Origin of the sequence: Arthrobacter sp. LjRoot14, from assembly GCF_964253905.1 — a bacterium.
GTDB lineage: Bacteria > Actinomycetota > Actinomycetes > Actinomycetales > Micrococcaceae > Arthrobacter.
The window spans coordinates 718574-738185 of record NZ_CAXURL020000001.1 but is presented as its reverse complement, the minus strand read 5'-3'; the positions used below and the strand labels follow the sequence as shown (position 1 = coordinate 738185).

Sequence of the window (19612 nt, the reverse complement as noted above, 5' to 3'; positions counted from 1 at the left end):
CGCCCTGCACAGGGTTCAGTCCTCAAGTACGAAGGTCACTTCAAGCACAACGTGCCACGCGACGACGGCCCCGTCCGCAATTTCGACTTTCTGCTCCTTCACCCACGCCCCCGTGACGCCCCGAAGCGTCTTGTTGGCGCGCTCGATGCCTTCTTTGATGGCTGCATCGAACGAGGTTTTGGAATTAGAGCTCAGGGTTGTAATGCGTGCAACAGACATAGTTCCTCCTGATGGTCGGATGGACGATCAGAGACTACGCCGCACCACCCAGCACCAACAGGGCCATAGGAACTAAGCCGCGGAGGCACAATGCTCCGCGAGCCCGCCCGCGGGAAGGCGGCCCTTTCAGCTGGGTCAAGGGCGCTGAAGCGTAGCGGCACATCCCGAAAGCGTCGTTGTTGCGTGAGGAACGAGCGCAGGCGCCGAGGGATTGTGCCGCGAAAGTGAAAGCGCCCGTCCCCTAGGCAGGGAACGGGCGCTTTCGAACAGGTCTAAGACTAGATGGAGTATTCCGGAGCGGCCCAGACCACAACCTCCGGGTGCTCGTAGAACCGGTAGCCCTGGCCGCGTACCGTGCGGACGGTGTTGGCGAGGCGGCCCAGCTTGGAGCGGAGGCGGCGGATGTGGACGTCGATGGTGCGCTCGTTGGGGACCTCTTCGGCGTTGCGCCACAGGCCCTCGAGCAGTTCGTCGCGGCCCACGGTGCGGGTGCCGTTTTCGACGAGGTAGTTGAGGAGTTCGAACTCCTTGAACGTGAGGTTCAGGGAGTCGCCGTCGAGGTGGACTTCGCGGCGGGCCAGGTCGATGAGGACGCCGGACGGCCGGGGATCCTGCGGCTGCGGAAGCCGGGTGGTCTCGGTGCGCTGCCGGGAGTTGACGGTGGGGTCGCCGAAGGTTGACCGTACGACGTCGAGCGCGGAACCCGGGGCGCTGGCGGGGGCTACAGCCACCGCGGCGTAGCTCTCCGCACCGGAGACGAGCGACTGGGCGTAGGCGCGGATTTCCTGGGCAAGTTTCGCGATGGAGGTTCCGGCTGCTGCCGCGGTCTCCTCGTCGATGCCCATGTAGAGGACAAATCCACGGGCTACGTTTTCGTTTGCGACGGGGCGGACGGCGCTGCCGTTGGCCGGTGCAATCACAGGGGTGGGGGCCGTCTGCGGGGCGGCCTCGGCGGCGGGAACAGCGCGAAGCTGGCCGTAGGAGTTCGGGTTGTAGCCCTGGGGCGCGTAGCCGGGGGCCGGGAAGCTGTTGCCGGGGGCTGCCGGGGCGAACGCCGGACGGGCGCCGAATCCTTGGCGGAGGCCTGAGGGCTGGCCGCCCTTGTTGGCGTTTCGGACGGAGATGTGGACGTATCCAGATGCAACTGACATGGAATGCTTACCTCAATGTGAATGGCCGTCATCGCGGCTCGAATGCTGTCTTTCCCCGCAATGAGATCTGGGGAGGGGCGCCCGACGCTGGGCTAGGGGCGAATGCCTAAAAACTTCTCGGGGTGGGGAAGTTAGGCGTGCATTCGACAACAGCGCATGTCTTCGCCAGCGGGTGGGCTGGTCCAGGATTCTGCGGCTGCAGGTGCTGTTGAGTTCTTGTTCACAATTGAAGTGTGCAACGTAACAATGAAAACTTGCAAGTAACAATGGACACTATGGTCCGCATCGTGAGACAAAATCCCGCATTGTGGTCCAAATCACGATTCTGAAATGCCAATAATATAACAGGTGTTTTTCAGAACGATCGATCGGATTCTCTCTATAGCCGAATTTTCTTCTCCGGAACCCGTATTTTCGGCGCGAAAATTCAGTCAGCTTGGAATTGCTGAAATACGGAGGACGCGCTTTGCACATGTCCAGCCCCCGGCCGGGCTACACAGAAAAATTCCGTCCCCCGCAGCCCGCTGTCCCGCCGGCCGGCTCAGTTGGACTGTCCGGTGAGCGTGGCTGCTACCAGCTGGACGGACTCCGCCGGGAAGCTGTCACCCTCCTTTCCCGCAACGACCCGTACCATCGCCCCGGACACGATGTCAGCCACAGTGAGCTGGCTGGTGCCCGTAGCGCCGGACTGTTGACGCCTTCGTTGCTGATTGCTCACCGACACGTCCGAACCGAGTGAATAGGTGCGGCTGAAGCCGTCCGTGCTCTTGACTGTCACGGAGCCCGAGTTCACCTCGGTGACCGTTCCCTGCTGCTCCACCCTGGTCACGTAGGCGCCGTCCTCGAGGGCCACGTACTCGGCGTGAACTGCGGCGGACACTCCGGCGCCCATTCCGCCCAATCCATCCGGGGCGAAGTTGCCGGGGCCGCCCTGGAGCGGCATCCCGCCGTCGGCAAAACCGCCCTGCGCGCCGCCGCGGCCGCCCGGCGATGTTTCCTGCAGTCCACCTGCACCTGCACCTGCGTCGGCCGTGCCGTCAGCCGCCGCAGAGCTGGAGGTCAGCGCATAGATGCCCACGCCGGCCCCGCCTGCGAGAACAGCCGCCGCTCCGGCGGCGGCAACCCCCCGCTTCACAGTCCACGGCTTCGAACGGCCGGCCGGCCCGCCCGGGAAGCCGCCAGGCGGCGGGGTACCCCAGCTACCGGACGGCCGGGATGATCCCCATCCCGTCTCCGGCAGCGAACCGGAAGCAGCGGCCGACGGCGGCACTCCCCACCCGGCAGCCTGCCCGCCGTTGGCGGGGCTGCTCAGAGGGATGTTCACTCGACCGCCTGCAGGGACCGGCCGGCCTTCCGGGGTCCCGTCGGAATCGTTGTCCGGAACCGGCGTGTTGTGGTGGTTGTTCATGGTGTACTCCTTGGGCCTAGGGCTTTGTCCACCCAGGCTCCGAAGCGTTCCTGTGCGGGGCCTGTGCGGGGCAAGAGGTCAAGCTGTGACCTTTCCGAAGCTGGTTTCATCCCGGGAATGCAGCCGATCCTCTCCAGGCAGCCCCGGAGGGCCGCGGCGTTGCGTTCAGCTCGCTAGGCTGGGATTCACAGCTGGCCCACAGGATCCCCATAGGGCCGGCTAAACCGCAGATCGGAGAGTTGTCCCATGGCCACTTCGCACTCCATGACTAACAACCTTCCCCAGCTCACCCACCCGGACGGCTCCCCCATCCGTGCCCTGGTGGTTGACGACGAACCCAGCCTCTCCGAGCTCATGAGCATGGGCCTGCGGATGGCAGGCTGGTCCGTTGCCGTCGCCGGAGACGGCCCGGAAGCCGTAAAACTCGCCAAGGAGTTCCGCCCGGACGTGCTGGTGCTGGACGTGATGCTTCCCGGGTTCGACGGCGTCGAGCTGCTCACCAGGATCCGCGCCTTCGCGCCGGAAGTGCCCGCGCTCTTCCTGACGGCCAAGGACGCGGTCCAGGACCGCATCCTCGGCCTGGCGGCCGGCGGGGACGATTACGTCACCAAGCCCTTCAGCATGGAAGAAGTGCTCCTCCGCCTGCACCGGCTGGTCCAGCGATCCGGAGTGGCCGCCATGGACACCGCCGAACTGGTGGTCGGCGACCTCGTCCTCAACATTGACACGCGCGAAGTGACCCGGGCCGGGAAGGAACTGCAGCTGACCGCCACCCAGTTCGAACTCCTGCGCTACCTCATGGAAAACCCCAAACGGGTGGTCAGCAAGGCACAGATCCTGGACCGCGTGTGGGATTACGACTTCGGCGGCCAGGCAAACATCGTGGAACTCTACATCTCCTACCTGCGCAAGAAGGTGGATGCCATCCACCCGCCCATGATCCACACCGTCCGCGGCGCGGGATACGTCATCAAACCGGCGGATTGAGCGGTGCCCACACTCTCCGGCGAAACCCGCAAAGACCGCCGACGCTGGCTTGATCCGTCGACCTGGCACCTGCGCACCCGGCTGGTACTCGTGGCCATGGCACTCCTTGTGGCCATCTGCGGCGCGATCGGCCTGTTCAGCTATGCCTCCATGGATTCCTTCCTGACCAGGCAGCTTGATGAACGCTTGGGGCAGGCCTCACGGCTATCGAACGAGGCGGGACGGCCACGCCCCAGCAACCCGTCCGGCAGGCAGGACGGGTTCGACGGCCCGGGCCAAGGTGTCGGCACGCTCATCGCGCGCATAGATAACGGGAATGTCAGCAGCGCCGGGTTCCTCGCCAAAGACGCCACCGTGGCGTCCCTCTCCCCCGAGGACAACCAGGTTCTTTTGGCACTCCAGCACGACGGAACGCCCGTCGATCGGGCACTGTCCACCGGCTCCTACCGCCTGGTAGCGGTGGAGGCGCCATACGGGGACGTGATTGTCACCGGGCTCCCCCTCAACGAGAAACAGAACACGCTCAACTCTTTGGTATGGACGATGGTGATCGTGTCGATGGGCGGCCTGGTCCTGATCGGCCTTGCCGGAACGGTGCTGATCCGACGCACCATGAAACCCCTCGAGCAACTGTCCGAGGTCGCCACGCAGGTTTCGAAACTGCCGCTCGACGCCGGCGAGGTGGCCCTCGCAGTCCGCGTGCCGCCGTCGAACGCGCATCCCGGAACCGAAGTGGGCAGTGTGGGGCACGCCCTCAACCTCATGCTGGATAACGTCTCCAAGGCGCTTGAGGCCCGGCAGCAGAGCGAAACCAAAGTGCGCCAGTTCGTGGCCGATGCCTCGCACGAGCTGCGCACGCCGCTCACCGCTATCCGCGGCTACACGGAACTCATGCGGATGACCGAGGACTTCACCCCGGACGGCCAGAAGTCCCTGGCCAGGGTGCAGAGCCAGTCCGAACGGATGACCACCCTGGTGGAGGACCTCCTGCTGTTGGCCCGGTTGGACGAAGGCCAGCCGCTCAAGATCAGCGATGTGGACCTGACGCAGCTTGCGGTGGAAACCGTCAGCGACGAGAAGGTCATGGCACCGGACCGCGCCTGGCAGCTGGAGCTCCCGGAAGAGCCCGTGGTGGTCCGCGGGGATGCCAAGCAGCTGCACCAGGTGATGGCCAACCTGCTCTCCAATGCCCGCAAGCACACGGAACCGGGCACCACCGTGGTCACCGGAGTGATGCGGTCGGCCGACGGCAGCGCTGTGGTGACCGTAACGGACAACGGTGCCGGGATCCCGCCGGAATTTGTGGACCGGGTTTTCGCCCGCTTTGCCCGGGCGGATGCCGCGCGAACCAGTCCTGCAGGTTCCGCGTCGGTTTCCGGCGGCGCGGGCGCTGCGGCTGCCGAGGGCACGAGCGGGCTGGGGCTGTCGATCGTGCAGTCGATTGTGGAGGCGCACGGTGGAACCGTGGAGGTCACTTCCCGCCCGGGGCGCACAGAGTTTGCGCTGCGCCTCCCGGGAGAATCACCGGAAGCGTAGCTGCTCCGTAAGCCCGGCGTGCGGTGCGGGCGGTTACGCAAGCCAACGCGCCGCCGTCGTGATCCTCGTTACCGAAATGTGACTTAAGCGCGAGACTCCTGTACCGTTTTTGGAGTGCGGCCACCGTTCCGGCCGCATATCCGGATGGACGCCAAACTCTGCCGCTACCCGGATTTCCTCATGATCAGGCAGAGGCGGGGGACCCAGGTCTCCGGGCATTCTGCATTGCCGCCCTTGGGGTGAAGCCGACACGTGAAGTTCCGTGCGGCCGGATGACCTCATCCGAACCCGACAGCTAACTCCGCCGGCATCGAGAGGCAACCATGACTAAATCCACGCCAGAAGTACGTCCTGAGCCCGCTTCCCGCACGTCCGCAGCGCCTGCGCACCGCTCACGCCACCGCGCCGAACCAGCCGCCAAGACGTCCCCGCTGTCCCGGTTCGCGGCCAGTCTGCAGGGCTCCGGCCGCCGGGCCGCAGTAGTAACCACCGCCTGCGCGGTGCTGATTGGCGTCGGCGCCGCCGGCCAGGCTTCCGAACCCGCCGCCCCGGCAACATCGGCAACGGGCGCTGGGAGTGCCGCAACCACTGCCGACGCCGAATCGAAGCTCGCGTTCGAAAAAATCCTCGTTTCCGCCATGCCCGCTCCGTCCTCTGTCAGCGTGAACGCGCAGTCGTCCGGGGAGAAGCCGTCGGAGGAGAAGGCACCGGAAGCGCCTGCAGCCGCCGCCGCTCCCGCACCCGCTGCGGCCCCCGAACCGGCTCCTGCCCCGGCGCCGCCCGTAGCTGTTGACGATCCCGCAGCTGCCCAGGCGTATGCCGCCTCGCAGCTCGGAACGTACGGCTGGGCGGCTGACCAGATGCAGTGCCTCACCACGCTCTGGACCAAGGAATCGGATTGGAAGACCACTGCCACGAACGCCAGCAGTGGCGCGTACGGCATTGTCCAGTCGCTGCCGGCGGAAAAGATGGCCAGCGCCGGGTCCGACTATCTGACCAACTTCCGCACCCAGATCAACTGGGGCCTGAATTACGTGAAGGAACGGTACGGCTCCCCTTGCGGCGCCCTGGACTTCCACTACGCCAACAACTGGTACTAAACCGGCACCCGCAGCCATCGTGGTTCGCAACACCGGAGGCCCCGAATCCATGTTTGGATTCGGGGCCTCCGGCCGTGTTGGCGTGTTGCTTCTTCTTGGACGGGACCTTCTCTCCGTTACGGGGCCACAAGGTTTTCACAAGGTCGAGGAGTGACTCTGGGTCGCCGCCGCTTTCAATCGTCTTCCCAGCGGCTGCCGGCCCAGCGCCGTCATCAAGATGCAGGGAGCACAACAATGAAAAAATGGTTAGTTTCGACGGCCGTCCTGGCCTCAATCTTCGCGGCCGCCGCCCCGGCCTCCGCCGCCCCTTCGGGCCCGCCGATCACCGTGGACGGACCCGCCACCTTCACGAGCTGTGGATTTCCTGTCACCGGTGAAGTCACCGGCAAGGCCAAGAACATCACGACTCCCTCCGGGGACATCATCAGCACTTCCCCGGGGCTGAAGATAACGCTGACGGGGCCAGACGGAAAGACCGCCAGTTACGTCATCACGGGCGTCCTATTCTTTTCGTTCCCGAGCGAGAACGTGGTCGAGGTGAAGGCTACGGGCAATAACCTCCTTCAGCTCCCGTCTCCTGACGGACTATTCCTCACACGGGGTAATGTCAACTTCTCTGTGGATTCCAAAGGCAACGAATTGCGGAGATTCTCAGGATCCGGCACTGCCACGAACATCTGTTCGCTGCTCGCCCCTGACTCATAAACCGCGGCGGCGGTGCTCCCACCAATGACGGCGGGAGCACCGCTGCCGCTTCCGTTCCTGTTCCGGTCCTGACAGAGCCCACAGCAGCTGCACAGCTTTGGCCTAAATCCTTCATATGCTGCGGCGCCATAGTTGAACCATGACGCCCACAGACCTGGCCACGGGAACCCTGCTGCACCCGCAACCGCGGGCCGCCGTCGACGCCCGGCCGGGTCCTCCCGCCCCGACGTTCCCCCGGCAGGGTCGCGTCCGTCGGGCGCCCGTTGATACGCACATGACCGGCACCACAGGAGCCGCTGCGCCGGTGCTGGATGTAGTCATCCCGGTCTATAACGAGGAACAGGGTCTGGAGCAATCCCTGCGGCAGCTCCACTTGTACCTGGCCGATACGTTTCCCTACCCGTTCCGGATTACCGTGGCGGACAATTCCAGCACCGACGGCACGCTCAAGACCGCCGAGCGTGTAGCCCGGGAACTACGCGAGGTCACCGTGGTCCGACTCACCTCCAAAGGCCGCGGCAACGCGCTCCGCACCGTGTGGCTGGCCTCGCCGTCACCCGTGCTGGCCTACATGGACGTGAGTCTTTCCACCGACCTCGCTGCGCTCGCCCCCTTGGTCGCCCCGCTTCTTTCCGGGCATTCGGACCTGGCGATCGGATCGCGGCTGGCACGAACTTCCCGCGTTGTCTGCGGACCGTGGCGGGGGTTCATCTCCCGTGGGTACAACGTTCTGCTGCATGCGCTGATGGGTGCGCGTTTCAGCGACGCGCAGTGCGGCTTCAAGGCTATCCGCGCAGATGTTGCCCGGCACATCCTGCCGCATACGGCTGACACCGCATGGTTCTTTGACACCGAGCTGCTGGTCCTGGCCGAAAGATGCGGACTCCGCGTACACGAGGTCCCGGTGGACTGGACCGACGGTGGCGAGGCCGGTGTGGACCTTTTCCAGACCGCGCTCGCCGATCTTCGCGGCATGGTCCGCCTCAGCCGCGACCTGGCGGCCGGCCGTATTCCGGTTCCGGAACTGCGGGCCCAACTCGCGCCGGGCGTTCCACCGCCGCGATAAACCGCCGCGATGACGGTTAAAGTGCCCGGAGCCACCGCATGGCTTCCTCCGGGCAGGTGAAATACCGCGTCGGAGCGGCAGGAGAATGAATGCTGAGGAAGAAATTGGCCAATGCCCGGTCCACCGGGGACGCCCCTAGGAGCGCCACCCTGGCCACCGTGCTGGGACGGGCAAAAACGCGCCGGGCGCCGCGGCTCATGGACTCCGTCGCAGCCATGTCCACCAGCATCGGAAACGGACGCCCGCGGCTCAGCTCATTGACCGCGGACATCACGGCCACCGCGGCTTCCTCGCAAATGGCCAGGCCTGGAATCCAACGCACATGCAAGACGCCGTTTCGCAGCTCGACAGTGCCCCTGGCGCCGTCAATCGGAATCTCGGTCATACTATCCCCCCAAGATAGAGTCAGCCGTCCCGAACGACACTACTGGACCGGGAACCGGGCTGGGGGTCAGAACCGGAAGGAAATCGTCCTGATGCCGGCGTCGTCCACGTCCGTGGTGACGGACACGGCGGAGTAGTCGGTGATGTGCATAACGCCGTCCGGCAGCGGACCGGTGTTGGGCCCGATGGCAACAGTCCGGATCCCGGCGGCGACTCCGGCCGCAATGCCTGCCGGGGCATCCTCAAAGACCAGGGCATCGGCCGGCTCCACGCCAAGCAGTTCGGCGGCGCGGAGGTAACCTTCCGGGTGCGGCTTGCCCCGGGTAACGACGTCGGCCGTGACGGCTGTGGCCGGCATGGCAAGTTTCGCGGCGCCCATCCGGATATCGGCCAGGATCCGGTCGGCGGAAGTCACCAGCGCCACGGCATCCGCCGGGAGGCTGCGCAGCAGTTCGGCCGCCCCGGGCAACGCCACAATGCCCTCGGTCCGCACCCGCTCCATGGCGCCCAGTTCCGCGGTCAGGGCCGCAACGTCAGTGCCGGCGGGCGCAAACCGCCGCACCGTGTCCCCCGCCTGGACGCCGTGTGAGGTGCGGAGGATCTCTGCAATGTCCAGGCCGTAACGGGCGGCAAATTCGCCCCACACCTGCTCCACAACAGCCGTGGAATCGACCAAGGTGCCGTCCACGTCGAAAAGGACGGCACGGGTGATGATGGTGCTGGCGGATAGTCCCGCGGAAACCGGGGCGGAGGCATCGGGGCGAAAGCTCATCCTTCCATCCTGCCCCACCCGGGGCAGCGGCGGGATTCCGTGACCTAGCCGTTCGGGCGGTGGGGGATGTACTGGACGGCCCATTTGTTGCCATCGGGGTCGGCGAAGTGGACGAAGTGGCCCCAGTCCTGGACGTCGACGTCGCTGACGTCAACGCCGTTGTCCTTCAGCTGCTTGTGCGCGGCCTGGATGTCGCTCACCACAAGTTGCAGGCCGGGAGCGGTACCCGGCGGAGCGTCGTTGAGGCCCTCGCCGATGGCGATCGAACAGCCGGAGCCCGGCGGGGTCAGCTGGACGAAACGGATGCCCTCCATGGGACGTTCATCGTAGTCCGCGTTGAAGCCCACCTTGTTGACGTAAAAATCCTTGGCACGGTCCACGTCGGACACAGGCACAAACACCAGTTCAAGTTTCCAGTCCATGGGCCACAGGCTAGCCGCGGCCACCGGAATCCGGAAGAGGGCAACCGCTTCCCGAGAACGCGGGTGCGGGCCGGGGACTGCGTTCCGGAACGCAGTCCCCGGCCCGCAGCCACGGCTTGAAGATTCAGCCCGGCAGCTAGCCTGCGATGCCGTAGAGGCGGTCCCCGGCGTCGCCGAGTCCGGGAACGATGTAGGACTTCTCGTTGAGCTTCTCGTCAATGGAGGCCAGGACAATGGTCACGTTGGCGTCCGAGAGTTCTTCCTCCAGCTTCGCCAGGCCCTCGGGGGCAGCCAGGAGGCAAATGCATGTCACATCCGAGGCACCGCGCTTGAACAGGAACTTGATGGCTTCGCGCAGCGTGCCGCCGGTAGCAAGCATGGGATCCAGGACGAAGATCTGCCGGTCCGTCAGGTCCTCGGGGAGGCGTTCAGCATAGGTGATGATGTCCAGGGTTTCCTCGTCCCGGGCCATTCCCAGGAAGCCGACCTCGGCCGTGGGTACAAGCTTGGTCATGCCTTCGAGCATGCCCAGCCCGGCACGGAGAATGGGAACCACCAGCGGCGTGGGCTTGGTGAACGCGGTACCGATGGTGGTGCTGACCGGTGTTTCGATGGTGACGGGCTCGGTGCGGACGTCCCGCGTGGCCTCATAGGCGAGGAGTGTGACGAGCTCCTCGGTGAGCTGCCGGAAGACCGGGGAAGGAGTGTTCTTGTCCCGCAGAACGGTGAGCTTGTGAGCGACCAGCGGGTGGTCCACGACGAGTGTGCGCATGGGTCAAAACTATCACCCGGAGGTGGTGTCCCCGCCCCGAGGGCCGCGGGCCTGCCCGGGGCTGTCCGTGCCCTCCGGGTGGTCCTCGGCACGGTGTGCGGCATGGTGGGCCGCAAGTTCTTCCCGGAGCACGGGGTGGTCGAACGTCGGGGCAGGACCGGCGTGCTCACGGTGCCGCATCACGTGGAAGAGCCTGTGGGCCAGGATCACGATTCCCACCCAGGCGAGGCCAAGGAGCCACCCGGCGATGACGTCCGTCAGCCAGTGGTGGCCGAGGAACACCCTGCTCAGGCCCATGGCGATGATGAAGAGCGAACCGGCCGTGATCATGGACACCCGCGCAACGGTCCGCTGGATCTGCAGGCAGGCCAGATAGACCACGAGCCCGATGACGACGGTCGTGTTGAGCGTGTGCCCGCTGGGGAACGACGGCGAATCCTCGTAGGGCGGAACAGCGTCCGCATGGTCCGGACGGGTGCGGCCAAAGAGCTTCTTGCCGAAGGTGGTTGCAGTGACCGAAGCAGCAGCGGCGCCGCCCACCAGGATGAGGGGCCGCCAGGTGCGCCCCGCCCATGTCAGCCAGGCCGTCAGTATGCTGCCGACGATGGGCATCCCGATCCCGCCGCCAACGTTGGTGAAGGCGGTGACGGCGGAATTGAGCCAGGGGGTCCGAAGGTCTTCGGACAGCGCCAGCGCGGGCTTGTCGAGGTTGGCGAGGCCGGCTTCGTCCACCACGTTGTCGTAGACTTCGGCGCCGAGGAACGCCAGTGTCACGACGACCACACCGCCAATCAGCATGGTGATCCAGAGGGCGGCGTAAGGCACCACCCACCGCCCCCACCGGTCGGTAATGCGGTCAGTCAAGGTCTTCACGTCGTCTCCCGGGCTCATCCGTCGCCTGCGCCTTCCGTATCTTCGAAACTATCATTGAGCCATGACTTCCCCGGAGCCCCGCCATGCCGAATGGATGGGCCTTGCCCTCGCCGAGGCGCGGCGCGCCTTGGACACCGGGGACGTGCCCATCGGCGCCGTCGTCATCGGGCCCGACGGCGACGTCCTCGGTACCGGGAGGAACGAACGGGAGGCGCACGGTGATCCCACCGCGCACGCCGAGATGGTGGCAATCCGTGAAGCGGCCGCCCGGCTGCAGTCGCTGGGACATGCGAATGGCTGCCCAGGTGACGGCTGGAGGCTGGCGGACTGCACCCTGGTGGTGACGTTGGAGCCCTGTGCCATGTGCGCAGGCGCCGTTGTCCTGGCCCGGATTCCCCGTGTGGTGTTCGGGGCATGGGACGAGAAGGCGGGGGCGGCCGGTTCGGTGTTCGACATTCTCCGCGAACGCCGCCTCAACCACTGGGTGGAGGTCTACGCCGGAGTCCGCGAGCAGGAGTGCGCCGCGCTGCTCAGGGAGTTCTTCGCCGGTCATCGGCAGGTCAGCCAGCCGCTGCAATGAAGTCCAGCACGGTGCCGGCCGTGACGTCCCAGCCCGGCAGCCGGTTCCGCGCGGCCAATGCCGCTTCGCGCCAGCGCAGGCGCAGCTCCGGCGTGCTGAGCCAGCGGCGCAGTGCCCTTTCCAGCGGGGCAGGGTCCGTGCCGAGCACGACGGCGGCGCCCGGCAGTGCGGATGCCCCGCCGCCGCCGTCGGGAGCTTCCGCCGCACCCCGTGACCCGGCCGCGAGCGCCTCGACGGCGCCGGTACCGTCCCGCACCACCACCGGGATGCCGCGGGCGAGTGACTCAGTGACCACCATCCCGTAGGTTTCGGCCTGCGAGATCAGCAGGCTGAGATCCGCACGGTCCCATTCCGTCTCAAGGGCCGGCCCCCTGAGCTCGCCCTCGACTGAGACCCGGTCCCGCAGCCCCAGCGCGGTGACTGCGCTCCTGACGGCCTCCGCGTAGGCCGGGTCTGCGGCGTCGGAGCCCACCAGTGACGCGGTCCAGGGCAGGTCCCTGAGCCCGGCGAGCGCCTTGAGCAGCAGGAGCTGGTCCTTGTTCGGAAGCAGGGCTGCCACGGCCAGGAAGTGCGGCGGGTTGGATCCGGCGGCCGTTGGCGCGGCAGAGGTGCCCGGCAGCGCCACGTGGATCGGCGTTGTGCTGCGCCCGGCCGAATTGAGCCGTAGTAAAGAGTGCCGGGCCTGGAGCTCGGAGGCCGCCGTCGAACTGGCGCAGATGACGCCGGCCGCGGCAGCCAGGGCCCGCCCTTCCAGGTCCGGGTGCTCCGCCAACTGCATGTGAACCAGGATCCAGGCGGGCCGCCCCGCGGCCGCGGCCTCTTCCAGAGCGCTCGGCGCACCCAGCGCCACCAGCCCGTCCACGATGGTCACCGGCGGTACGGTCGCCTCACGGCCGGCGGAACCGACGTCGTCAGCGCCGTCGAGCAGCAACCCTGCCAGCCTCCGTCGTTCTTCCTCGCTGCCCACCGGCCAGGTGCCGTCAATACGGCAGATGTCCACGTCCGCCCCGAGGGCGGTGAGCCCGCGGGCCAGTGCGGCGTTGTAGGCGTTGCCGCCTGAGTTGTGCAGCACATTGCCCGGAACGATCAGCCGGACCGCCGGGCTGCCCGCGCCGGACCCAGTCACGGGTCTGCGCTACGTGGCGTCGAAGTCGAGTGAGAACGATGCCCAGGCGTCCGGGTTCTCCCGCAGGGTGACAGCCAGTCCGGCAAGCTCACGCCCGTCGTCGCTGACACGGACCTTGGCGGCAACGGCCTCGGCGATGTACTGCGCCAAGGCTTCGGTGGTGCTCAGCTTCCCGGCAAAATCGGGGTGCTCGTCCAGGTTCTTGTAGTTCAGGCCCGCCAGCACTTCTTCAATGAGCCCGCCGGCGGCGCCGATGTCCAGGACGATGGCGTCGTCGTTCAAAGCACGACGCCGGAAGGTCACCTCCGCCACGAAGGTGGCCCCGTGCAGGCCCTGGGCCGGCCCGAAGGCCTCCCGGGGAAGGCTGTGGGCAATCATGAAGTGGCGGCGGACGGTCAGGCTGAACAAGGGCTACCTCTTGTCTTCGGCGGGGTGTTCGGAAGGGTATTCGATGACGTGGCAAAGGGCGTCCAAGCGCCCCTCGGCCAGCGCGTGCACGACGGCGGGCAGGTCCGCAAACGGCGACTCCCCCGTCAGGAACGTGTCGTAGACGGGATCGCTGAGCAGGGACACGGCGAGCGCCAGACGGTCGGCGTTGGTCCGGCGGTGGCGGCGGGCACGTGCCACAATTCCCACCTGGCTGGCGCGGATGGACAGCCGGCGTGCGTGGAAGTCCTCCCCCAGCGGGATGGTGACCTTGCGGTCGGCGTACCAGGACATTTCGATGACGTCCCCTTCGTCGCCCACCAGCTGGAGGCTGCGTTCGAGGCCCTCCTGGGAAGCCGAACAGTGGAACACGATGTCGCAGTCGGCCAGGGCGTCCTCTGGATGGCTGAATTCGACGCCGAGGGCATCGGCGAAGGCGCGCTTCGCCGGATCGACGTCCACCAGCTGGAGCCGTTGCAGCGGGAACGTCCGAAGGAGGGTGGCCACCATGCCGCCCACCAGGCCCGCGCCGACGACCGCGACGCGGTCACCCAGCCGTGGGCCGGCTTCCCACAGGGCGTTGACGGCCGTTTCGACGGTTCCGGTGAGGACCGCCCTCCGGGCCGGGACGTTCTCCGGGACAACGGTCAGGGACTCGACCGGAACGATGTAGCGGTCCTGGTGCGGGTGCAGGCAGAACACGGTGCGGCCCTCCCAGCCCTCCGGACCGTTCTCCACGATTCCCACGGAGAGGTAACCGAACTTTACCGGCGACGGGAAGGACCCCTCCTGCAGGGGCGCCCGCATTTGTTCGGCAACCCGTGGCGGTACTTTGCCGCAGTGGACCACGGTTTCGGTGCCTTTGCTGATGCCTGAATACAGGGCGCGGACCAGAGCCTCGCCGGGGCCTGGTGCGGGCAGCTCTTCCGTGCGGAGCTCGCCTTTTTCGTGGCCGACAGTCCAATAGGCCCGGGCTTGGGGACGGTGTTCGGAGTGCTGCTGGGAGTTGATCATCTTGCTTACGAATCTAGTCCCCGCACCGGGTGCGGGGAAGACTTCCGCCCTCGGCGCGCCCTCGTTTTGGGGAAGCGAGCCATGCTCCGGTAACCTATTCAGGTTGGTGACGTGTCCGAGCGGCCGAAGGTGCAACACTCGAAATGTTGTTTGGTGTCAAAGCCAACGTGGGTTCAAATCCCACCGTCACCGCCAAGTAGCGAGGCCCCGGGTTTCCTTTCGTTTGAAAGGACCCGGGGCCTTTGCTTTGCCCGGACCGTACTCGTTGGCAAAATTACCGCATCTGAAACATTGAGACTTGTCCCCACCAGCCCGTGCCCAGGCGAGGCGCCCGGAAGATGTGCTTCAAATCCGAGGACGAATTTGCGTTTAGACTTTGCCGGATAGGGCCGCACAGCCGATCACATACTGGGGGAAATATGCTTCGTTGTACCATCAGCGCGTCTTTGCTCATACTCACAGCCACGTTGGCATTTCGCGCCAAGGGCATGTAGCCGAAGAATGTCGACAGCGCAGATCATAAACATCTCCATCACGGTATTCACGACCGTGTCCATTGCCGCGGTTGCCTGGTGGGCGCGGAAGCACCCCAACCGGTCCAAGGAGTATCCGGAACAGGTCCGTATGCCGAAGGTGCTGTTGATCTTCGGCTGGATCTGCGTGTCCGTGGGGCTCCTCATGGGCCTGTTCGCGTTCACCACAGCCCGCGCACCTCTTGGTGCCCGTATTGCTTCGGTAGCGATTCTCTTGGGCGGGCTGGCATTTGTCGCGATGTATCGCAACTTCTATGTGGCTCCGCGCGCCTATGAGGTGGCCTTCCGCAGCGTGCTCGGCAAGGAACACCTGATTGCCTACAGCGACATCGCACACTACAACGTGGGGACGTTGAAAGGTCAGCAGTTCCTGACCGTGAGATCCATTCACGGCGTCAAGCTCAGCCTGAACATGAGTGCTTACGACATGACGCCATTACTGCGGGCCATTGATTTCCGCGAAGTCACAGGCCGCTGGCCTGTCAGACCCGAGGCCGCCGTGCACGACATGTAGCGCAGCGGCTTCGTTGGGAAGCAAAGAAGCTGAGGATGTTCCTCTAGGAAATGGCGGGCCTTGTTCCTTCGAGAAGAAGTGCCCGCCATTTCTCTTTTCACTGCGTTGCAGACTGGCAGGCGCTTCTCGGCGAACTCAGCGCCCGGCTGAATTCAAGCGGGCAGCGGCGGAAGCTGAAAGATGAACCGGTCGTCGGGCGACCAAGTGTGCTCGTCATCGCATCGGTAACCACGCAGCCACGCCTGACCGTCTACGACGCGAAGATAGAAGCCCTTCGGATAGTCGTCGTCTCTGCTAAGCGCTTCGGAGGCCACTGTCAGGGCGCCGTCGGGTGCCCGCCCTGAAGACATCACCGAGTCGGAAGACGTCACCTGCTCGTTCAGAGCCATGCGCAGATAGGGACCGGTATCCATTGGGCACAGCAGCAGGCCCTGTTGCCGTGCAACCTCGAAGATCTGCGGAAGGGTCGCCCCACAGTCAAGCCCTAGTTCGGCGACCGTACGCTCGGTGACCACCACGGGACGAGCGGCCTGGTCGTCGAAGTCGACGTCCTTGAGCAGGGTTTCTGCGTGACCGTTGACAAGGATGCCGCGCGAATTCAGCTTGCTCAACAGCTGAGAGCGGGAAAGCCCCCCGACGCGTACTTCAAGTCGTTCGACACGAGCTATGTCTGGCATGAGTCTCCTCGAGGTGATCGCCCGCTACAGGTCGGTGCCTCACTCTACGAGCGGCAACATCGTCACGCGCAACTACGCACATCAAAGGACCGGTCAGAGACTTGCCGCCTGGCCCGCGCGTCGGTCCCTCACAGGGCAGATGCGCTGGTCCGGATGAGCCAATCTTTTACTAGCGCGGCAGTAAGATCCGGGCGCTCGAGATGAGGATTATGGCCAGCGGCGTCGAGCACCGCGTAGGTGCCCCGGACATAGTGGTTGCGGAGTTTCCACCCGTCTTCGTAGCCAGTTACGTGGTCCTGACGCCCGAAAAGGTGCAACGACGGCGCCTCGAAGGGAGCCGGGTGCGCGACCTCCGGTTCTACAGAGAGCGCGTACTCCGCGGCCACCTGATCGAGAATGGTTTGGTCCGCTGTGCGAAGACCAGGAAGTGCATACCGGATGAATGCATTCAGTGTGGCCTCGGTCTGAACGACGGTCATCTCCTCGTAGTCGTCCCTCATCTCGCCGGCCATGGCCAGGATGGACGGATCGTCCCGGACAACCTGCCGACGGGGAAGGCTACGCGCCTCATGGGCCGGCTCGAACACGCCGGCAAGAGTAGCCAGCCCCAGGACTCGATCTCGAAGCTCATGAGCGACATGCCGGGCAATCATGCCTCCGAACGAGTTGCCGATCACCGCGAAGGACAGGTCTCCAAGATACTCATGGATGTCGTCCAGGACCCCTTGGGCGACCTGGTCTGCGCTGCTGACATCGACGTCAGCATTCCCCGCGGCCCACGGTAGGTCGATATAGATGCGCTGCCATCCGGACTCATCAAGGGCGTCCTCCAAAGGGAGCATGATCCGATGATCGACGCCGAATCCGTGGATGACGACGAGCGGTTGGCCTTCTCCCAGGATCTGAGCAATCACGAACCAGAGCCTACAGGGGTGCCTGACCTCTGCACGTGCTACGATCCCCAGAACCCACACGCGACCGGATGCAGGTCGCATTCACTCAGGAGGTTCGCTGTGCCGGACACCACCTGCCACATGTCGATCTCGTTGGACGGCTTCGTCGCCGGGCCGGGCCAGAGCCGCGAGGACCCGCTGGGCAAGCGGGGGCTGGAGCTGCACCGCTGGCATATCGGCGACCCGCGAGCCAACGATGCCGACAAGGTCGCGAACGAGTGGCTCATGCGCCCGCGGGGCGCGTATGTGATGGGTCGGAACATGTTCGGCCCGATCCGCGGGGACTGGGATGAGGAATGGACCGGCTGGTGGGGAGCTGAACCGCCGTATCATGCGCCGGTGTTCGTGCTGACCCATCATGCACATGACCCGATCCAGATGGAAGGCGGGACGACCTTCCACTTCGTCACCGAGGGCTTCGACGCGGCCTACTCCGCAGCCTGCCAGGCCGCCGGGGACAAAGGCGTGGACATCGCCGGTGGGGCATCGACCGTCCGACAGGCACTGATGGCCGGGGTGATCGACGAGCTCACCCTCGACATCGCACCGGTCCTGCTCGGTTCGGGCGAGCGCATCTTCGACGGCGTTGAATCCTTCGGCTTCGAACCGGCCGAGGTGCTTCACTCACCGCTGGCCACCCACATCCGCTATCGCCGCGTCAGCTAATTCCGCCGGCGTAGGTGCGCCGTGCAGTGCAGCAAGAGAATGAGCAGGGGCCGCAAAATATCGCTCGGGTTGCTGGCAGTGACGGTTGCCTTTGTAACTGTCTTCTTCCTTTGGGCATCATGGACGAGCGATCAGATCGTCGCTGAGCTCAAGTCGATTGCCGACCGCCTCCACGCGGAGTCGGGATGGGAGGACCTCGAGACCCAGCCTCCGGTGGGCTCTGCATTGTGCATCCCGCTAGACGGACCTTGCTCCCAGTACGCCTACCGTTGGGACACTCACCGGAAGTACGCGGAGGGTGACCTGGAGCGGTACGTTCAGCAAGTGGGTTTGATTCCACAGGAGTTTGAGGCGTGCGGGCGGAACCCCCGGTTCAACGCAGGCGGACTGGACTGCCGGGCCATAGGGGTCATTGACGGCTGGAACGTACGCATCACGATCCGCGACTACGGTCAGGACGACGACAGCCACGTCGTGCAGATCGTGGTCAACAAGTATGGCTACTGATACTGGGGTGCTGGTCGCCTTCTAGAGGGGGCCGTAAGCCGCGTTGCCGTGGGGGTCGCGCCAGGTGGCCAGATCGTCTTCCACAGCCGTACGGAGGGTTGGGTCCGACTGGACCAACCCTCCGGAAGGACTCCCGTGCCCGGCCCATGACCACCGAAGGGACAAGAATGCAGGAGTCTGTTGGTATTGGGCAGTGAAGCGCGTACCCGCTTCCAGGAATACCGGCCAAGCACCATCAGGGCAGCACCCGTCAAGCCCAGGACCAGCACCCAAGCAGGGTTCCCTGACATGGCAGTGATGATCACGCCGGCCAGGATCAGGACGGGGCCGGAGCCGATTGCGCTGCCCCGGGCCGCCGCCAGGGCTGCGAAGCTCGTAGGCACTTGCTCTCACGTCAGGGGCTGCAGGCGTTAGTGCTCTGCTTCTGCAGCAGCCTTCTTGGCGTTCTTCTCGGCGTCCTTCTCGGCGCGCAGAGTTTCCGTCTCGTGCTGTTCCTCGGCTTTTTCCTGGTGGATGACCTGCGCGAAGAGCTTCTCCATTTCCTTGGCCACGCCAGCGGCTGAGGCCGGGTTCTGGCCGGTCACCAGGCGTTCGTCAACCACGACCTTCTCCTCAAAGACATCCGCAAAGATGTGGGTGGCGCCCTGTTCCTCAAGGCGGTCTGCCAAGAAGAACGGGATGACCTTGTCCTTCCCTGCGGCAACCTCCTCGTCGTTGGTGAAGGCGGCCACCTTCCGGCCCTCGACGAGGCGGAACCCGTTCTCCAATTCCACGTTCAGCAGGCCGGCCGGTCCATGGCAGACCGCGCCCACCAAACCGCCGGCGTTGTAGACGCTGGCCACCAGGTTCTGCAAGCCTTCACTGTCCGGGAAGTCCCACATGGTGCCGTGGCCGCCCACGAGGAAGACGGCGTCGTACTGGTCGGGATCAACGACGTCGACGCGGGCTGTGTTGTAGAGACCGGCGCGCGTGGTCTCGTCCTCCGTGAAGGCGACCTGGATGGGATCTTTCGGGTCCACCTCGTCGCGCGGGGGCTGTCCGCCTTTGATGGACGCAAAGTCGACGAAATGCCCGGAATCCTTGAAGACCTTCCAGGGATGTGCGGCCTCGGCCACGTTGTAGCCGGTCTTCTCGCCGGTATCGCCGATCTCGGAAACGCTGGTCAGTACCATGAGGATTTTCTTCATGAAGTGCTCCTTTCGTCTGACTTCCACCCTACGC

Annotated in this window: 23 protein-coding genes, 1 tRNA gene and 1 riboswitch; of the genes, 10 read left to right on the top strand and 14 right to left on the bottom strand. The window is 65.3% G+C overall.

What is annotated here, in order from left to right:
• Positions 1-15 precede the first annotated feature (15 nt).
• The 3 genes from ACSQ12_RS03530 to ACSQ12_RS03520 all read right to left on the bottom strand — a co-directional run bounded on the left by ACSQ12_RS03530 (position 16) and on the right by ACSQ12_RS03520 (position 2778).
• Positions 16-219, bottom strand: a complete 204-nt coding sequence (locus tag ACSQ12_RS03530) for a dodecin family protein (protein WP_011690525.1) — start codon at positions 217-219, stop codon at positions 16-18.
• Positions 220-497: 278 nt separating this feature from the next.
• Complete coding sequence (locus ACSQ12_RS03525; protein WP_011690524.1) at positions 498-1370, bottom strand: winged helix-turn-helix domain-containing protein; 873 nt, start codon at positions 1368-1370, stop codon at positions 498-500.
• A gap of 541 nt (positions 1371-1911) precedes the next feature.
• On the bottom strand, positions 1912-2778 hold the full coding sequence (locus ACSQ12_RS03520; protein WP_436064354.1) for a hypothetical protein: 867 nt from the start codon (positions 2776-2778) through the stop codon (positions 1912-1914).
• Positions 2779-3024: 246 nt separating this feature from the next.
• On the opposite strand from ACSQ12_RS03520, the gene ACSQ12_RS03515 reads away from it, so the two are divergent.
• The 5 genes from ACSQ12_RS03515 to ACSQ12_RS03495 all read left to right on the top strand — a co-directional run bounded on the left by ACSQ12_RS03515 (position 3025) and on the right by ACSQ12_RS03495 (position 8172).
• Complete coding sequence (locus tag ACSQ12_RS03515; RefSeq protein ID WP_436064353.1) at positions 3025-3765, top strand: response regulator transcription factor; 741 nt, start codon at positions 3025-3027, stop codon at positions 3763-3765.
• Positions 3766-3768: 3 nt separating this feature from the next.
• On the top strand, positions 3769-5301 hold the full coding sequence (locus ACSQ12_RS03510) for a HAMP domain-containing sensor histidine kinase (protein ID WP_436064352.1): 1533 nt from the start codon (positions 3769-3771) through the stop codon (positions 5299-5301).
• 149 nt (positions 5302-5450) lie between these two features.
• Positions 5451-5625: riboswitch (cyclic di-AMP (ydaO/yuaA leader) on the top strand.
• Positions 5625-6401, top strand: coding sequence for a hypothetical protein (locus tag ACSQ12_RS03505; protein ID WP_209747407.1), 777 nt, complete (start codon positions 5625-5627; stop codon positions 6399-6401). Its footprint overlaps the riboswitch before it by 1 nt.
• A gap of 234 nt (positions 6402-6635) precedes the next feature.
• Complete coding sequence (locus ACSQ12_RS03500) at positions 6636-7106, top strand: hypothetical protein (protein WP_436064351.1); 471 nt, start codon at positions 6636-6638, stop codon at positions 7104-7106.
• 139 nt (positions 7107-7245) lie between these two features.
• A complete protein-coding gene (locus ACSQ12_RS03495) occupies positions 7246-8172 on the top strand; it encodes a dolichyl-phosphate beta-glucosyltransferase (RefSeq protein WP_436064350.1) in 927 nt (308 codons plus the stop codon).
• A 16-nt stretch (positions 8173-8188) separates the two neighbouring features.
• Here ACSQ12_RS03495 and ACSQ12_RS03490 read toward each other — a convergent pair whose 3' ends face one another.
• From ACSQ12_RS03490 to ACSQ12_RS03470, 5 genes are all read right to left on the bottom strand, one after another.
• Entirely contained in the window at positions 8189-8557 is a 369-nt protein-coding gene (locus ACSQ12_RS03490; RefSeq protein WP_436064349.1) for a DUF7793 family protein, read from the bottom strand.
• A gap of 66 nt (positions 8558-8623) precedes the next feature.
• Entirely contained in the window at positions 8624-9328 is a 705-nt protein-coding gene (locus ACSQ12_RS03485; protein WP_436064348.1) for an HAD-IA family hydrolase, read from the bottom strand.
• 44 nt (positions 9329-9372) lie between these two features.
• Positions 9373-9750 (bottom strand): glyoxalase superfamily protein, encoded by a 378-nt coding sequence (locus ACSQ12_RS03480; RefSeq protein ID WP_390251235.1) that lies wholly within the window; start codon positions 9748-9750, stop codon positions 9373-9375.
• 136 nt (positions 9751-9886) lie between these two features.
• Positions 9887-10522 (bottom strand): uracil phosphoribosyltransferase, encoded by a 636-nt coding sequence (gene upp, locus ACSQ12_RS03475; protein ID WP_043478170.1) that lies wholly within the window; start codon positions 10520-10522, stop codon positions 9887-9889.
• Between the two features lie 12 nt (positions 10523-10534).
• A complete protein-coding gene (locus tag ACSQ12_RS03470) occupies positions 10535-11413 on the bottom strand; it encodes a phosphatase PAP2 family protein (RefSeq protein ID WP_436064347.1) in 879 nt (292 codons plus the stop codon).
• A 43-nt stretch (positions 11414-11456) separates the two neighbouring features.
• Between ACSQ12_RS03470 and tadA the strand changes: the two genes are divergently transcribed.
• Positions 11457-11975: a tRNA adenosine(34) deaminase TadA gene (gene tadA / locus ACSQ12_RS03465; RefSeq protein WP_436064346.1), complete on the top strand. Its 519-nt coding sequence runs from the start codon at positions 11457-11459 to the stop codon at positions 11973-11975.
• On the opposite strand, the gene ACSQ12_RS03460 is transcribed toward tadA, so the two are convergent.
• The 3 genes from ACSQ12_RS03460 to ACSQ12_RS03450 are packed head-to-tail and all read right to left on the bottom strand — an operon-like array spanning position 11956 to position 14541.
• Positions 11956-13101 (bottom strand): glycosyltransferase, encoded by a 1146-nt coding sequence (locus tag ACSQ12_RS03460; RefSeq protein ID WP_436064345.1) that lies wholly within the window; start codon positions 13099-13101, stop codon positions 11956-11958. The two genes, tadA and ACSQ12_RS03460, sit on opposite strands and share 20 nt — an antisense overlap.
• 9 nt (positions 13102-13110) lie before the next feature.
• Complete coding sequence (locus ACSQ12_RS03455) at positions 13111-13509, bottom strand: 6-pyruvoyl trahydropterin synthase family protein (protein ID WP_436064344.1); 399 nt, start codon at positions 13507-13509, stop codon at positions 13111-13113.
• Between the two features lie 3 nt (positions 13510-13512).
• Entirely contained in the window at positions 13513-14541 is a 1029-nt protein-coding gene (locus ACSQ12_RS03450) for a dehydrogenase (protein WP_436064343.1), read from the bottom strand.
• A gap of 105 nt (positions 14542-14646) precedes the next feature.
• On the opposite strand from ACSQ12_RS03450, the gene ACSQ12_RS03445 reads away from it, so the two are divergent.
• A tRNA-Ser gene (locus ACSQ12_RS03445) sits at positions 14647-14736 on the top strand.
• 306 nt (positions 14737-15042) lie between these two features.
• Positions 15043-15588 (top strand): hypothetical protein, encoded by a 546-nt coding sequence (locus tag ACSQ12_RS03440; protein WP_436064342.1) that lies wholly within the window; start codon positions 15043-15045, stop codon positions 15586-15588.
• Positions 15589-15740: 152 nt separating this feature from the next.
• Here ACSQ12_RS03440 and ACSQ12_RS03435 read toward each other — a convergent pair whose 3' ends face one another.
• A complete protein-coding gene (locus ACSQ12_RS03435; protein ID WP_436064341.1) occupies positions 15741-16265 on the bottom strand; it encodes a hypothetical protein in 525 nt (174 codons plus the stop codon).
• Positions 16266-16393: 128 nt separating this feature from the next.
• Complete coding sequence (locus tag ACSQ12_RS03430; protein ID WP_436064340.1) at positions 16394-17179, bottom strand: alpha/beta fold hydrolase; 786 nt, start codon at positions 17177-17179, stop codon at positions 16394-16396.
• Positions 17180-17278: 99 nt separating this feature from the next.
• On the opposite strand from ACSQ12_RS03430, the gene ACSQ12_RS03425 reads away from it, so the two are divergent.
• Positions 17279-17884 (top strand): dihydrofolate reductase family protein, encoded by a 606-nt coding sequence (locus tag ACSQ12_RS03425; RefSeq protein ID WP_436064339.1) that lies wholly within the window; start codon positions 17279-17281, stop codon positions 17882-17884.
• 21 nt (positions 17885-17905) lie between these two features.
• Positions 17906-18391 carry a hypothetical protein gene (locus tag ACSQ12_RS03420; RefSeq protein WP_436064338.1) on the top strand — a complete coding sequence of 162 codons (486 nt, stop codon included), beginning with the start codon at positions 17906-17908 and terminating at the stop codon, positions 18389-18391.
• A 410-nt stretch (positions 18392-18801) separates the two neighbouring features.
• Here the strand turns inward: ACSQ12_RS03420 and ACSQ12_RS03415 are convergent, their stop codons facing one another.
• The gene (locus ACSQ12_RS03415; RefSeq protein ID WP_436064337.1) at positions 18802-19578 is read right to left on the bottom strand and encodes a type 1 glutamine amidotransferase domain-containing protein; all 777 of its coding nucleotides are present in this window, start codon (positions 19576-19578) and stop codon (positions 18802-18804) included.
• Positions 19579-19612: the final 34 nt, after the last annotated feature.

Coding starts and splice junctions, on each gene's coding strand:
- ACSQ12_RS03530 (WP_011690525.1), bottom strand. CDS start 219: ATGTCTGTTGCACGCATTACAACCCTGAGCTCTAATTCCAAAACCTCG.
- ACSQ12_RS03525 (WP_011690524.1), bottom strand. CDS start 1,370: ATGTCAGTTGCATCTGGATACGTCCACATCTCCGTCCGAAACGCCAAC.
- ACSQ12_RS03520 (WP_436064354.1), bottom strand. CDS start 2,778: ATGAACAACCACCACAACACGCCGGTTCCGGACAACGATTCCGACGGG.
- ACSQ12_RS03515 (WP_436064353.1), top strand. CDS start 3,025: ATGGCCACTTCGCACTCCATGACTAACAACCTTCCCCAGCTCACCCAC.
- ACSQ12_RS03505 (WP_209747407.1), top strand. CDS start 5,625: ATGACTAAATCCACGCCAGAAGTACGTCCTGAGCCCGCTTCCCGCACG.
- ACSQ12_RS03500 (WP_436064351.1), top strand. CDS start 6,636: ATGAAAAAATGGTTAGTTTCGACGGCCGTCCTGGCCTCAATCTTCGCG.
- ACSQ12_RS03495 (WP_436064350.1), top strand. CDS start 7,246: ATGACGCCCACAGACCTGGCCACGGGAACCCTGCTGCACCCGCAACCG.
- ACSQ12_RS03490 (WP_436064349.1), bottom strand. CDS start 8,557: ATGACCGAGATTCCGATTGACGGCGCCAGGGGCACTGTCGAGCTGCGA.
- ACSQ12_RS03485 (WP_436064348.1), bottom strand. CDS start 9,328: ATGAGCTTTCGCCCCGATGCCTCCGCCCCGGTTTCCGCGGGACTATCC.
- ACSQ12_RS03480 (WP_390251235.1), bottom strand. CDS start 9,750: ATGGACTGGAAACTTGAACTGGTGTTTGTGCCTGTGTCCGACGTGGAC.
- upp (WP_043478170.1), bottom strand. CDS start 10,522: ATGCGCACACTCGTCGTGGACCACCCGCTGGTCGCTCACAAGCTCACC.
- ACSQ12_RS03470 (WP_436064347.1), bottom strand. CDS start 11,413: ATGAGCCCGGGAGACGACGTGAAGACCTTGACTGACCGCATTACCGAC.
- tadA (WP_436064346.1), top strand. CDS start 11,457: ATGACTTCCCCGGAGCCCCGCCATGCCGAATGGATGGGCCTTGCCCTC.
- ACSQ12_RS03450 (WP_436064343.1), bottom strand. CDS start 14,541: ATGATCAACTCCCAGCAGCACTCCGAACACCGTCCCCAAGCCCGGGCC.
- ACSQ12_RS03440 (WP_436064342.1), top strand. CDS start 15,043: ATGTCGACAGCGCAGATCATAAACATCTCCATCACGGTATTCACGACC.
- ACSQ12_RS03435 (WP_436064341.1), bottom strand. CDS start 16,265: ATGCCAGACATAGCTCGTGTCGAACGACTTGAAGTACGCGTCGGGGGG.
- ACSQ12_RS03415 (WP_436064337.1), bottom strand. CDS start 19,578: ATGAAGAAAATCCTCATGGTACTGACCAGCGTTTCCGAGATCGGCGAT.